This window comes from Microbacterium sp. BDGP8 (genome assembly GCF_029991045.1).
Classification (GTDB): domain Bacteria; phylum Actinomycetota; class Actinomycetes; order Actinomycetales; family Microbacteriaceae; genus Microbacterium; species Microbacterium plantarum.
Window position 1 is genome coordinate 3,254,836 of sequence record NZ_CP120712.1, and the last position, 13,538, is coordinate 3,268,373.

The following is a 13,538-nucleotide window of genomic DNA, read 5'->3' on the forward strand; positions in this document are numbered from 1 at the left end:
TCCCGGCTCGGTAACCGGCTCAACCGGGACCTCGCATGCGACGGATGCAGCGGGCCCGGTGGATGCAGCGGGGTCAGGGCGCGGCGGCGAGGATGCGCTCGGCGGCCTTGACCATCGCGATGTCGATGAAGGTGCCGTCATCGAGCACGAACGCGCCCGTCCCGTCCGCCGCCGCGGTGCGCACCCGCTCGACGATGCGCTGCGCTCGCTCGACCTCTTCCGGGCCGGGGGTGAAGGCCCGCCGGATCACCTCGATCTGCCGCGGATGAATGGCGGTGCGGCCTGCATAGCCGAGCGCGCGCCCGGCCCGGCAGCTCTGCTCCAGGCCCTCGAGGTCGGCGACATCGGCCCAGACCGCCATGAGCGGCAGGGGCAGCCCGGCCGCAGCCGCCGCGTTCACGACCCGCGCGCGCGACCATGCGAGCCCGGGTTCCCCGGCACGCCCCGCGGGCACGCCGATCTCCGCGCGCAGGTCGGCCTCGCCCACCGCGATCGACGCGACCCCGGCCTGCGCGATCTCGAACGCGCGCTCGATCGCCAGCGCCGACTCGAGCAGGGCATGCACCTCGCGCCCGGGCGCGGCGGCGCGGACCGCCGCGACGTCATCCGCCGACCGCGTCTTGGGAAGCCGGATGCCGAAGGCGGCGGGCAGATCCGCGACAGCGGCGATATCCGCGGCGTGCGCGTCCGCCCCGCGCGCGTTCACCCGGACCTGCACCGCCGGTGCGGCAGCCCCTCGCGACGCCCGAACCGCGGCGAACTCGGCGAGCGCCGCCCGCGCCTGCGCCTTGCGCGAGAGTGCCACGGCGTCCTCGAGGTCGACGATGACGGCATCCGCTCCCGCATCCAGCGCCTTCTCGAAGCGCTCGGGGCGGTCGGCGGGCGCGTACAGCGCGACCAGGATCGGGCGGGTCATGCGACCGATCCCTCCGCACGCATGCGAGCGATGTCGTCGTCGGCGTAGCCGAGAGAGGCCAGCACCTCTGCGGTGTCGGCGCCGTGAGCCCGCCCGGTGAAGGCGATCGTCGACTCGTCGCGCGACATCCGGAACAGCGGTCCCTGCATCGCCATCTCGCCGAGATCGGGGTCGTGGATGCGGTGGACCGTGCCCAGCGCCTGGAACTGCGGGTCCGCGACGATGTCAGAGGGGTCGTACACCGGGGCGACCGCGGCCTGCGCGGCTTCGAACGCCTCGATCACCTCTTCGCGCGTGCGCTGCGCGATCCAGCTGCCGACGGCCTCGTCGAGCTCGTCGGCGTGCTGCGCCCGGCTCGATCCGCTCGCGAACCACGGCTCGGCCGCGAGGTCGGGGCGGCCGACGAGAGCCATCACCCGCTCGGCGATCGACTGAGCGCTCGTCGACACGGCGACCCACGAACCGTCGGCCGTGCGATAGGTGTTGCGCGGCGCGTTGTTCGCCGATCGATTTCCGGTGCGGGGCTGCACGGTCGCAAGCTGATCCCAGCGCGTGATCTGCGGGCCGAGCATCGCGAGGATCGGCTCGATGATCGCGACATCCACCACCTGCCCGCGCCCGTCGCGCGCGCGGGCGTGCAGCGCAGTCATGATCGCGTAGGCGGTGGCGAGCGAGGCGATGCCATCGGCGAGGCCGAACGGGGGAAGGGTCGGCGGACCGTCGGGCTCGCCCGTCGCGGCCGCGAACCCGCTCATCGCCTCGGCGAGCGTGCCGAAGCCGGGGCGACTGCGGTACGGACCGATCTGACCGAATCCGGTCACGCGGGCGAGAACGAGACCGGGGTTCTCCGCAGACAGCTCGTCGTACCCGAGTCCCCAGCGCTCGAGGGTTCCGGGGCGGAAGTTCTCGACGACGACATCCGCGGTACGGGCGAGGCGCAGGAACGCCTCGCGCCCGTCGGCGGTGTGCAGGTCGATCGCCACGGTTCGCTTGTTGCGGCCGAGCGTCTTCCACCACAGGTTCTGCCCGTCCTTGCTCGGACCGTGGCCGCGCGCGGGGTCGGGCCGGGTCGGGTGCTCGACCTTGACGACCTCGGCTCCCATGTCGCCGAGGTGCATCGCGGCCATGGGACCGGCGAACAGCGTCGAGGCGTCGATGACGCGCAGTCCGTCGAGCGGGGTCACGAGCGCTCCTCCCAGCAGACGCGGAATCCGATCGAGGGCGACGCGTCCTGTCCGAGCCCCGGCAGCAGCAGTTTGGCCGTGAACTCCGGCGACCGCACACCGCCGTCGAAGTACCAGTCCGACCCCTCGCTGCGGTGGGCGCTGCCGCCCTTCAGCATCACGAACCGGGTGCGGCCGTCGGAGTGCTCCGACTCCGTCCAGTTCCACACCTCCGGCGCGCGTCGGCGGAACGACGGAAGGGATGCCGCGAGCTGCCACTCGTCCTCGGTGGGGAGCCGCCCGCCCACCCACGCGGCGTACTCCCGAGCCCGCGCGAAGGTCACATCGGTCGCCGGGCGCTCGGGGTCACGGGCATCCGCGTCTTCACCGATCGCATCGAGGAACCGCGCGTACTCGGCCTCGGTCACCTCGGCCGCGCCGACGCGCACCGGATGCCGCACCTCGACGACGCGTTCGAGTGTGCGCTGGTCGTGCAGGCGAGGCGGCAGCGGCTTCCACTCGTCGACGTAGGGTGCGCCCTCGTACATCCCGGTCTCGCGGGCGCGGAAGCGCACGGTCAGCGCATGTGTGCCGGGCGGCACCGCGACGGTCGGTTCCTCCTCATCCGCCGCAGCGTCTCGCACGGGCCCGGTCCATGCCGGAGCGGTGAGGCGCCGCGCTCGGCGGTGCGGGAACGACACGTCCGCCACCGGCGGCTCATCGCGCAGCGCGGCTTTCACCTCGGCGACGACCGGCGGCACAGGGGTACCCGCGGCATCCGCGGTGAGCCGCACGACGGCGGCGACCCCACCGGCCGGCACCGTCACCGACGACACCTCATCGCCGGGCTCATGCAGCGGAACGTACCGACCGCCGGACTCGAGCTCGAACTCGACATCGGACCCCGACGTGTTGACGAGGCACAGCAGGGTCACGCCGTCGAGTTCGAACGCCGACCCGAAGACCGGTGCGTCGTGCACGGCGAGAGGCGTCCACTCCCCCTCGACCAGCCAGCGGTGCATGCCGCGCTGCACGGGCAGCATCCGCCGCAGGGTCGCGGCGTCGCGGTCGTTCCAGCCGACCCAGACGCCGAAGACGACCTCCCACACCATCACCCCGACGCCGTTGAGCCATGCCGAGCGCAGCTCTTCTGCGTGGTCGCGGTGCCACCGGCGGATGTGGTGCTGCATGTGTCGGCGCTCGAACCACCGGGCGCGCAGCACGCCGGGCACCTCCGAGTCGGCGAACCACTGGGCCCACGACAGGGTGTGGTCGGCGATGCGCTCGGTCGCGAGCTTCGACTCGCCCTCGAGTCCGATGCCCGGGCGTGCGGCATCCAGGGCCGCGACGAGATCGGGATCGGCCTTCCGCAGCGTGTCGAGGAACACGCCGTCTGCACCGAGGCGCCGCACCGTGGCGGCGAGCTCGTCGGCGTCGTCTCCCGAGCGCCGCGTGCCGACATCCCACGGGTTGTAGTCGACGAACACGGCGACACCGGCGGCACTCAGCGCTTCGGCGGCTTCGACGAGCCCCGGAACCGCGTAGAAGTCCCACTGGTTGCGGTCGTCGATGCCGATGACGGGGTAGGCGTGCCACAGCACGAGCCCGTCGAGGCCGCCGAACCGTCGCTGCGCGTCGGCGATGAAGCGTTCCGGCGTGAAGCGCTGCTCGTCGAAGTCGAAGAACAGCTCGTCCCAGAGCCAGACCTGGGCGACGGTGAAACATCGGCTCGCCCACGCCGACTCCGGCTGGTCGTACCGGGTCGGCACGCCGTGCCGTTCGCGCGCGCCCTCGCGCCACGCCGCCAGCTGGGCACGCCACGCACCGAGGTCGGCCGGATCCGTCGGCGCGACGAAGATCTTCGCGTCATCGAGCACCGTCGCGGCGTCGCCCGAGCGCACGTCGGCGTCGAGCGGCACCGGCGTCGGGCGATCGATCTCGCGCGGGACCAGGGGATCGAATCCACCGCTCACGGTCGGTTCTCCTTCCGGAAGGCGGCGACCTCATCGCTCGTGGGCACCGCGTCCTGCGCACCGGGGCGCGTGACGGCAAGAGCGGATGCCGCAGCACCGGCGCGCGCGGCATCCGCGAGCAGATCGAGACCGACGGCGTCGGGGCGGCGTCCGGAGGCGGCGAGCGCCGCGGCCAGCACACCGCAGAAGGTATCGCCGGCGCCCGTCGTGTCGACCGGCGTCACGACATGGGCGGGCACCTCGGTGCGCTCGTCACCGCAGACGACCAGGCATCCGCGAGAACCGAGTGTGACGACGAGTCCGCGCACCGTACGGGCGAGCTCGGCGACGGCCTCGTCGAGGGCTTCGACGCCCGCCGCTTCGAGTGCCTCGTGCTCGTTCACGATCAGCACGTCGGTCGCCGCGAGCAGCGCGTCGCGGGCGGAGGCGAAGGGTGCGGACGGCGCCGCGTTCAGCACGTGCCACGCGCCCTCACCCCGGGCCGCGGCGGCGTCCCGCACCAGGGCCACGGGGATCTCGAGCTGAGTGAGCAGAACCGACGCCGATGCGACCACCGCCCGCTGCGCGTCAGTGAGGGAGTCGCGCGCGGCATTGGCCCCGGCGGCGACGACGATCGCGTTCTCACCCGACGCGTCGACCGAGATGAGCGCTGTTCCGGTCACCTCGTCGACCTGCACCACACCCGAGACGTCGATGCCGTCGGCCTCGAGCGCCGCGCGCAACGCCGCGCCCGCGGCATCCGTTCCCACCGCGCCCACGAAGGCGACCTCCGCTCCCCCGGCACGCCGGGCGGCAACGGCCTGATTGGCCCCCTTCCCCCCGCCGGTGCGGACGAGCGACGACGCGAGCAGCGTCTCGCCGGGAGCGGGGATGCGGGCGACCCGGGCGACGACGTCCTGGTTGATGCTGCCGACGACGACGACGACGCTCACGAGCTTCCCTCCGCGAGGGCGACCGTCCGCTCGGCGAGCTCGCGGATCGACCGCTGCGGACCGCCGGGCATCGAGGTCGCGATGCGGTCGTTCAGGGGCGCGGTCCACGCGGACCCGATGCCGTCGGCACCGACGAGGCCGCCGACCACCGAGCCGACCGTGGCACCGACCGAGTCGGTGTCCCAGCCACCGGCGACGGCGAGCGCGACGGCGGCGCCGAAGTCGCGACCGTGGGCCTGCAGCGCGCACGCGGTGAGCGCGGCGTTGTTCAGCGTGTGCACCCAGTGCATCCCGGCGAACTCAGCGTGCAGGGCGTCGAGCGCACCCGCCGTCGTGAGCTCGCCCGCGGCAAGCGCCCGACCGGTCTCACGGCCGAACCGCACGGCCGCGGCCAGGCGGGATACGGGCGGCACGACGGTGTCGGCGGCATCCAGCACGGCATCCATCGAGTCGGCGACGAGGGATGCCGCGCAGAGGGCGGCCGCCCACATGGCGCCGTACAGGCCGTTGCGGGTGTGGCTGAGCCGCGCGTCGATCCACGCCGAGTGCGCCGCGGCCCGGACATCGCCGGGGTTCGCCCACCCGTGCACGTCGGCGCGGATGAGGGCACCGATCCACTCGCGGAACGGGTTGCGGTGGGTCGCGGTCTCGGGCACCGGCCGCGCGTCGAGGATGTTGCGGTACGCGGCGCGTTCCGCGGTGAACACCCGACCCGCCGGCAGGGCCGCGAGCCAGGCCTCGGCGACGTGGTCGGTCGTCAGCTCGAAGCCGTGCTGCTCGAGCAGATCGAGGGCGAGGATCGGGAAGTTCAGGTCGTCGTCCTCCGGCATCCCGGCGATGTTCTCCACGAGCGAGGTCGGCGCGGAGCGGCGGTTCCACGGCCAGCGCTCGGCCACGTCCGTGGGCAGACCGCGCGCGGTGAAGTAGCCGCGGATCGGCCAGTTTCCGGTGGCGCGGGCGATCTGCTCGATGCCTTCGCGCGGGATCTTCTCGACCGGCTTGCCGAGCAGGCACCCGGCCGACCGCCCCAGCCACGCGCCGTGCACGCGGTCGAAAGCTGCGTCGCCGACGCTCGGCTCGGGCTGCGCGGGAAGCAGCGCCGCGATCGCATCCCACTCGTCGGGCTCGTCCGCGCTCGGGCGCTGCAGCCCCTGCAGCTCATCGAGCACGCGACGCGCCTCCGCGCGCAGTTCGGGCGAAGCCGGCGTCGCGCTGGCCCCGGAAGGCGCCAGGACCGTCGCTCCGCCTGCCTGCGTCCACACCCGTTCGATCGCCGACAGTTCGTCGTCGGGCGCCCCCTGCTCGCGCAGGGCGACGAGCTCGGCGGGGACGAGGTCTTCGGGCTGAGCCCAGGTCAGTCTCACGCCCCGGCCCCCACCGACAGCAGCGACGACAGCGATTCCGCGCGGGCGGCGGCGCGCTCGGCATCGGCGCGGGCGACGTCGCGCACGACCTCGACCATCGTCGTGACGACGCCATCGAGGTCGAGGCGGCTCGCGGTCACGACCTCGTGGAGCCACTCCTCGGGAACGGCGGCGCTGCCGTGGAGCCCACCGCAGATCGCGCCCGCCATCGTGGCGATCGAGTCGGCGTCTCGGCCGTAGTTCACCGCGTCCAGCACGGCAGCACGCAGGTCGCCGTCGTGAGCGACGACGAAGCCGAGCGCGACGGGAAGCTCTTCGATGGCCTTCGTCCGCGAGGGAAGACGCGCGTCCATGGCCGGCGACCGGTAGGCCTCGCCCACGGTGTCGAAGGGCCGCACCGCTTCGCGGACGACGCGACCGAGCTCGCGCGGATCGTCCGACCCGCCAGCGGCACGGAAGGCATCGACGGCCTCGAACACGGCGCGGATGGCGGCGGCGGTGCCGTCGTGCGCGACATCCAGCACCGCCCGTCGAACGTCGTCGACCGTCGCTCCGGGAGTGGCGGATGCCGCGACCGCGGCGGCGAACACGCCGGCGGCCTCGCGACCGTACGACCACTGGTGGGCGCCGGCGATGTCGATTGCTTCGGCGTAGGCGCCGCGCGGGTCGCCGATGTGCACGAGGCCGACGGGCGCCATGTACATCGTCGCGCCGCAGTTGACGACGTTTCCGACGCCCGCCTCACGGGGGTCGGCGTGGCCGTAGTGCAGCTTCATGACGAGCCACTTCTCGGCGAGGAAGACGCGCTGCAGGATGAGCGCTTCGTCTTCGAGCTCGGGGATCCAGCGGCGCTCACCCATCATGAGCGGCACGAGGTCGCTCGCGACGTCGTAGGCGTCGAGGTGCCGACGCTGCTTGGCGTACACCTCGATGAGCGCGTGGGTCATGAGGGTGTCGTCCGTGACGTGCCCGTCGCCCTTGTGGTACGGCGCGATGGGGCGAGCCGTGCGCCAGTCGGGCAGGAAGGGACCGACGATCCCGTCGACACGTCCGCCGTGGCGCTCCTCGATCTGCTCAGGGGTCCAGCCCTCCGTCGCACCGCCGAGCGCATCGCCCACGGCGGCTCCCGCCAGTACTGCTGCCACCCGATCGTGCAACACGTCCATTACGTCCCTCTCTTCGTTCGAGCGTGTGAGGCGGGGGCGGATCGGATCGACCCGCCCCCGCGGATCGTCATCCGGCGACGTCGGCCCAGCCGTCGCTGAGCTGCGCGGCGAGCTGGTCGCGGTCGATCTGGTTCGCCAGGTACTGCTGGAACGCCGGCGTCGCGATCGTGTCCTTCCACTCGGTGTACTTCGACACCTTCAGGAACGGCGGACCTTCCAGGCCCTCGCCCGACGCGAGCACCTGCTTCCACGCGGCGTCGTCGCCGGCGAGCTCGGCGACCTGCGTGCGGGCGGCACCCGACGAGGGGATGAGCGCGTCGGCGTAGGCGATCTTCGCGAGGTTCTCGCCGTCCATGAAGAAGTTCAGGAACTCCGCCGACTCCTCCACGTGCTCCGAGTCGATGTTCACCGAGTACGTCTGCGGGTTCGCGGCCTGAATGGCGCCAGCCGATCCTTCGAGCGGCGGAAGCGCGACCCAGTTGAGGCCCTCGGGAGCATCCGCGGCGATGTTCGTCGCCTGGAACGAGCCCTGCACCGTCAGCGCGACCTTGCCGCCGTAGAACGACGGCAGCACGTCCGAGCCCGACTGCGTGAGCGAGGTCGGGTCGATCGACCGGTCGGTGTAGGCCATCTCGTGGATGCGCTCGGGCACGGCGAGCTCGTCGTCGCCCACCTCGATCGTCACATCGTCGCCCTCACCGTCGAAGTAGCCGCCGTCGAAGCCCATCGACAGGCTCATCATCGTCGCGGTGGGCGAACCGAGACCCCAGCCGAGGCCGTAGTGGTCTGCCGTGGTCGTCGCTCTCGCGATCTCCTGGAGCTGATCCCACGTCATCGTGTCGCCCGTGGGCACCTCGACGCCCGCTTCGGCCAGCAGGTCGGCGTTCGCGAACGCCATGTACGACTGGAGGGTCGAGGGGTACGCGACGATCTGCCCGTCGTGGGTCACCGACTCCCAGATGCCGTCGGAGATGTCCGACTTCAGCTCGGGGTCGATGAGGTCGGTCAGGTCGGCGAGGTAGCCGTCTGCCGCGAACGACACGATCGAGCTCGCCTCGAAGTGGACGATGTCGGGCGCGGTGCCGCCCGAGAACTGGGTGATCAGCTTGTCGTAGGTGCCATCCCAGCCGGCCTGGATGGTCTTGACCTGGACGTCGTCGTGCTCGGCGTTCCAGGCGTCGACGATCTCGCTGATGGCTGCCTGGGTCGCGGGCTGGTCCGACAGCGACTGGAACTGGAGGGTCACGACGTCGCCGTCTCCCCCGCTGCTGTTCGCGCTGCCCTGCTGGCATCCTGCGAGCGTGATGGCTGCGATGCCCACGAATGCGACGGCGCCGATGCCGCGGATTCTTCTCATGGTGTGGCCTTTCTGGTTTTCGGGTTTCGTCGTCACGGGGAGGTCAGCCCTTGACGGCACCGGCGAGCATGCCGCCGGTGAGCTTCTTCTGCAGGATCCCGAAGATGATGAGCGACGGGATCGTGGCGAGGATGGCGCCGGCGGCCAGCGGCCCCAGCTGGGTCTGCCCCTCGGCACCGAGGAACGAGCGCAACGCGATGGGCAGCGTGTACAGCTCCGGGCTCTGGATGAGCACGAGCGCGAGGAAGAACTCGTTCCAGGCCGAGACGAAGGTGAACATCGCCGTGGCGACCAGTCCCGGCACCAGCAGCGGCAGGATCACGGTGCGGAGGATGGTGAACCGGCCGGCACCGTCCATCTCGGCGGCTTCCTCGAGCTCCGGCGGGATCGCCGCGACGTACCCCTGCAGCATCCAGAGCGTGAACGGCATCGTGAAGGTGACGTAGACGAGGATGAGGCCGAACAGGGTGTCGTTCAGCTGCAGGCTCCGCAGCACGAGGAACAGCGGGATGATGATGAGGATCGTCGGGAACACCTGGCTGACGAGGATCCACACCGTGCCGGCCGCGCGCAGCCGGCCCTTCAGCCGGGCGAGGGCGTAGGCCATCGGCATCGACAGCAGCACCGCGACGATCATCGTGACGATCGAGACGAGCACCGAGTTGCCGGCCGCGGTGATCAGATTCTGCCGCTCGAGTGCGGCGATGTAGTTGCCGAAGTCCCACTGCTGCGGGATGAGGTTCACAGCGAGCGAGTTGAGCTCTCGGGTCGACTTGAACGACGCCGACAGCAGCCAGAGCAGCGGAAAGCCCAGGAAGATCAGGTAGCCCGCGAGCGCCAGGTACATCAGGACGGTCGCGTACAGGGGGCGCTTGGTGGTCACTTGCGGGCCCCCTTGTTCTGCCGGAACTGGTTGATCAGGTACAGCGAAAGGATCACCAGGATCGCCACGACGAGGACGTTGCCCATCGCCGACGCGTACCCGATCTCGCGGTTGCGGAACGCCTCGAGGTAGGTGAACAGCGGCGGGATCATCGTGCGGCCGCCCGGGCCGCCCTCGGTCAGCACGTAGATGAGGCCGAACGAGTTGAACTGCCAGATGAAGTCGAGCGCGGTGACCGCGATGATCACGGGCCGCAGGGCGGGCAGCGTGACGTGCCAGAACCGGCGGGCGGCTCCCGCGCCATCGACGGCCGCGGCCTCGTGCTGCTCGGGGGCGATCGACTGCATGCCCGCGAGAAGCAGCACGGTCGTCTGCGGAATACCGGCCCAGACGCCGACGACGATGACGGCGGGCAGCGCGGTCGAGAAGTCGCCGAGCCAGTTCACACCCGGGATGCCGAGCCAGCCGAGCACGCCGTTGAGCGGGCCCGAGTTGGGGTTGTAGATCATGCGCCAGACGATCGCGATGACCACCGGCGGCATCGCCCAGGGGATGAGTGCGAGAACGCGGGTCAGGCCCTTCAGCCGCAGGTTGCTGTTGAGCAGCAGAGCAAGACCCATCGCGCTCACCAGGGTGAGGAGGGCGACCGACCCCGCCCAGACGATGCCGATCCCGAACGACTGCCAGAACCGGCGATCACCGGCGAGCTCGATGAAGTTGTCGAGCCCGATGAACGAGATCTCCGCGTTGCGCGCGAGGGTGGCATCCGTGAATCCGAGGAGCACGCCGCTGACGAGCGGGATGACAGAGAAGATGATGATCGGCAGAAGCGCGGGGGCGACAAGGGCGATCGCCTCTTTGCGCTGAGCGCGGGCGCGCGGCCCGATCTGCCGGACGCGGGGTGGGCGCGAGGACGTCTTCGTCTCAGCGAGCGTGGTCATCCGTGTGCCTTCTCTTCGTCGATGGGCTCGGGGCGGCGGAGGGCCGCGGGGACGGATGCCGACGTCGAGCCGCGCACGACCAGCGCGGGAGGAACCGTGACGGTGCGGGCCGGCCGCGTGTCGTCGGCGATCCGGGCGAGGAGCATCTCGGCGGCGGCGCGACCGCGCTCCTTCGCTCCGAGGTCGACGCTCGTGAGCCCGGGGCGGACGACCTCGGCGAGCTCGGTGTTGTCGAGGCCGGTCACAGCGAGGTCGGCGGGGACCCGCAGACCGAGGTCTTCGGCGGCACGCAAGACACCGACGCCGATCAGGTCGTTCGCCGCGACCACCGCCGCCGGCCGGTCGGACCGCTCGAGAAGCGGGAGCGCCGCGTCGTAGCCCGCGGCGATCGTGAAGTCGGCGGCGTCGACGTGCCGCGTCCGCAGGTCGTCGTACTGGCCCACCGCCGCGATGAAACCGTCACGTCGCATGACACCGGGGGTGGTGTCGGTCGGGCCGTTGATGAACGCGATGTCGCGGCGTCCCTCGTCGACGAGGTGGTCGACGACGAGCCGCATCGCCGTCGGAGAGTCGGCGCGCACGGTGTCGAAGTCGGCCGAAGCGGGCAGCCGACCGAGGACGACGAACGGGATCGGAGCCGCGGCGAGCGCGGTGAGCAGCTCGTCGGTGACGCGCAGCGGCGACAGGATCAGCCCGTCGACATAGCCCCGACCGAGGTCGCGGACGACATCCACGGAAGACGACGATGTGCCGGTCGACGACAGCAGCAGGCGGTATCCGGATGCCGAGACCACCTGTTCGACCGCCGCCATCATCTCGACGTATACCGGGTTGCCGATGTCGGCGACGGCGAAGCCCAGCTGCAACGTGCGGCCCCGCTTGAGCGATTGCGCCGTGGCATCGGCCACGTAGCCGAGCTCGCGCGCCGCATCGCGCACCTTCGCCGCGGTCTCCGGACTCGCGACGAGTCCGTTCAGCGCTCGAGACGCGCTCGCGACGGAGACGCCGGCGCGGGCGGCGACCTGCGTGATCGTGACGCGGACCATGGCTCTCCCTCGAGCGGTTGTAAACGTTTCCAACGCTGGACGTTGTAAACGTTCTCACCCCGCCCCCGCCCCTGTCAACCCCAGTTCTCCGCTTCGCCCGTTCACCTCGCGCCGCGACCGGGAGGCTGGGTCAGCGCAGAGTGCGGGCCATCAGCTTCTGCACCGTGCCGGTGAGGAACATGATGAACAGCCCGAGGTAGCCGACAGCCGGGAAGACGAGCGCGATCGCCAGCGCCACCAGGAACAGCAGGATCATCGAGAGATCGATCGACATCCCCAGGCGCAGATCATCCCGTGACGCGCTGTGCAGGTCCGGATGCCGCACCAGGTAGATCCGCGTCACGAGCAGCATCCCGCTCGTGACGACGAGCGTTCCGATGTAGAGCACCTTCTGCAGCGCGTCGTCGGCGACCTGGTCGGTGAGGGCGGTGACGACCGGCATCCAGACGATCGTGAGCATCCACGCGACCGTGATCCACATGAGCCCCGGGGTGATGCGGTGCACCGACACGAAGAGCCGGTGGTGCAGCATCCAGAACATCGCGATGAGCACGAAGCTGATGAGGAAGCTCTGCAGCTGATCGCGCTGATCGACGAGCCACTCCCACGTCGTGTGGTCGTGCCCCGCGCTCTCGCCGACGCTCTCCATGAGCGGCAGGATCAGCAACGTCATCGCGATCGCGACGACCGCATCGACGAACGCCTTCGTGCGCTCGGCGCTGAGTCCCCGGATGCCGGGCTCCGGCGCGACGTCATCGCTCATGCCGAGGATGCTAGCGCCCGGGTTCCGTGGTTCAGCGATCCCTGGTCGTCGAGAGCACCTACGGCCACGCGAAACAATGGGCGCATGGGAGCGGGAGACTTCGAACTGACGATGGGTGAGCTACGGGCGGTCGTCCGATTCGCCTCCGATTGCGCACAGGATCTGCTTCCCGAGTTCGAAGCGGTCAACCCCCAGGATTCACGGCCGCGCGAAGCGATCCGTGCGGCGCGCATGTTCACGGATGGCGCGCCACGGTCGAACCTGCAACGAACGGCCGCGTTCGCCTCGCATCGCGCAGCCAAGGACGCCTCGGAGGAGACCGCTCGACTTGCGGCGCTCGCATGCGGCGACGCTGCCGCGGCCGCCTACCTTCACCCGATCGCCAAGGCCTCGCAAGTCGGTCACATCCTCCGCGCGGCCGCATGCGTCGCGCTGGTCACCGAGCTGAGAACAGGAACTGCGGACGGCGCCACGGTTCGCGTTCTCGCCCATCGGGCGAATCCGCCCCTGCCCGAGATACTTCGTCGGTATCCGGTCGCGTCTCCGGGCACCTCCCGGATCTCGCAGCTCATGATTGATCTGGACTCGGCGATCCGAGCGCGGGACTAGTCCGGGGTGCCGCAACGATGTCATCAACTGCGGTGACCGGCACCAGCCCGAACGCCGCCAGCTCGGCGTCGTCGAGCATGCGCGACCGGATGATGAACCGCATCCCGGTCGGTCCCTCGACGCTGAAGCCGGCGCCGCGACCCGGCACGGCGTCGATCGTGATGTGCGTGTACTTCCAGTACTCGAACTGCGCGAGCGAGATGAACACCTCGATCGCGTCGTCGAGGCCGACGTCGAGATCCCCGAGCTTCACGTCGGCGGGGCCGGTCAGAAACATCCCGACCGGGTAGCACATGGGGGCGGAGCCGTCGCAGCATCCGCCCGACTGGTGGAACATCAACGGCCCGTGCTGGGCGGTGAGGTCGCGCAGCAGGGCCGCGGCGGCGTCGGTCACCGCGACCCTGCTGTACGTGTCGTTCGACATG

13 protein-coding genes are annotated in these 13,538 nt (G+C 70.8%); 1 reads left to right on the forward strand and 12 read right to left on the reverse strand.

Features of this window, described 5'->3' with window-relative positions; genetic code table 11:
* Window positions 1-73: 73 nt before the first annotated feature.
* The 11 genes from P6897_RS15730 to P6897_RS15780 all read right to left on the reverse strand — a co-directional run bounded on the left by P6897_RS15730 (window position 74) and on the right by P6897_RS15780 (window position 12,504).
* A complete protein-coding gene (locus P6897_RS15730; protein ID WP_282501731.1) occupies window positions 74-916 on the reverse strand; it encodes an aldolase/citrate lyase family protein in 843 nt (280 codons plus the stop codon).
* A complete protein-coding gene (locus P6897_RS15735; protein WP_282501732.1) occupies window positions 913-2,100 on the reverse strand; it encodes a CoA transferase in 1,188 nt (395 codons plus the stop codon). The genes P6897_RS15730 and P6897_RS15735 overlap by 4 nt, the downstream gene beginning before the upstream one ends.
* Complete coding sequence (locus P6897_RS15740; RefSeq protein ID WP_282501733.1) at window positions 2,097-4,052, reverse strand: SUMF1/EgtB/PvdO family nonheme iron enzyme; 1,956 nt, start codon at window positions 4,050-4,052, stop codon at window positions 2,097-2,099. The genes P6897_RS15735 and P6897_RS15740 overlap by 4 nt, the downstream gene beginning before the upstream one ends.
* Window positions 4,049-4,984, reverse strand: coding sequence for a ribokinase (locus P6897_RS15745; RefSeq protein WP_282501734.1), 936 nt, complete (start codon window positions 4,982-4,984; stop codon window positions 4,049-4,051). Before P6897_RS15745 ends, P6897_RS15740 begins: the two co-directional genes overlap by 4 nt.
* Window positions 4,981-6,348, reverse strand: coding sequence for an ADP-ribosylglycohydrolase family protein (locus P6897_RS15750; RefSeq protein ID WP_282501735.1), 1,368 nt, complete (start codon window positions 6,346-6,348; stop codon window positions 4,981-4,983). Before P6897_RS15750 ends, P6897_RS15745 begins: the two co-directional genes overlap by 4 nt.
* A complete protein-coding gene (locus tag P6897_RS15755; protein ID WP_282501736.1) occupies window positions 6,345-7,493 on the reverse strand; it encodes an ADP-ribosylglycohydrolase family protein in 1,149 nt (382 codons plus the stop codon). The genes P6897_RS15750 and P6897_RS15755 overlap by 4 nt, the downstream gene beginning before the upstream one ends.
* 88 nt (window positions 7,494-7,581) lie before the next feature.
* Complete coding sequence (locus P6897_RS15760) at window positions 7,582-8,871, reverse strand: sugar ABC transporter substrate-binding protein (RefSeq protein WP_282501737.1); 1,290 nt, start codon at window positions 8,869-8,871, stop codon at window positions 7,582-7,584.
* Window positions 8,872-8,914: 43 nt separating this feature from the next.
* Window positions 8,915-9,754 (reverse strand): carbohydrate ABC transporter permease, encoded by an 840-nt coding sequence (locus P6897_RS15765; protein ID WP_220118278.1) that lies wholly within the window; start codon window positions 9,752-9,754, stop codon window positions 8,915-8,917.
* On the reverse strand, window positions 9,751-10,695 hold the full coding sequence (locus tag P6897_RS15770; RefSeq protein ID WP_112615437.1) for a sugar ABC transporter permease: 945 nt from the start codon (window positions 10,693-10,695) through the stop codon (window positions 9,751-9,753). The genes P6897_RS15765 and P6897_RS15770 overlap by 4 nt, the downstream gene beginning before the upstream one ends.
* A complete protein-coding gene (locus tag P6897_RS15775; RefSeq protein ID WP_112615439.1) occupies window positions 10,692-11,741 on the reverse strand; it encodes a LacI family DNA-binding transcriptional regulator in 1,050 nt (349 codons plus the stop codon). The genes P6897_RS15770 and P6897_RS15775 overlap by 4 nt, the downstream gene beginning before the upstream one ends.
* A 130-nt stretch (window positions 11,742-11,871) precedes the next feature.
* On the reverse strand, window positions 11,872-12,504 hold the full coding sequence (locus P6897_RS15780) for a TMEM175 family protein (RefSeq protein WP_282501738.1): 633 nt from the start codon (window positions 12,502-12,504) through the stop codon (window positions 11,872-11,874).
* A 111-nt stretch (window positions 12,505-12,615) separates the two neighbouring features.
* Between P6897_RS15780 and P6897_RS16395 the strand changes: the two genes are divergently transcribed.
* Complete coding sequence (locus tag P6897_RS16395; RefSeq protein WP_323987789.1) at window positions 12,616-13,113, forward strand: putative immunity protein; 498 nt, start codon at window positions 12,616-12,618, stop codon at window positions 13,111-13,113.
* Here the strand turns inward: P6897_RS16395 and P6897_RS15785 are convergent.
* Window positions 13,073-13,537, reverse strand: a complete 465-nt coding sequence (locus tag P6897_RS15785; protein WP_274179137.1) for a DUF779 domain-containing protein — start codon at window positions 13,535-13,537, stop codon at window positions 13,073-13,075. The genes P6897_RS16395 and P6897_RS15785 overlap by 41 nt on opposite strands.
* Window position 13,538: the final 1 nt, after the last annotated feature.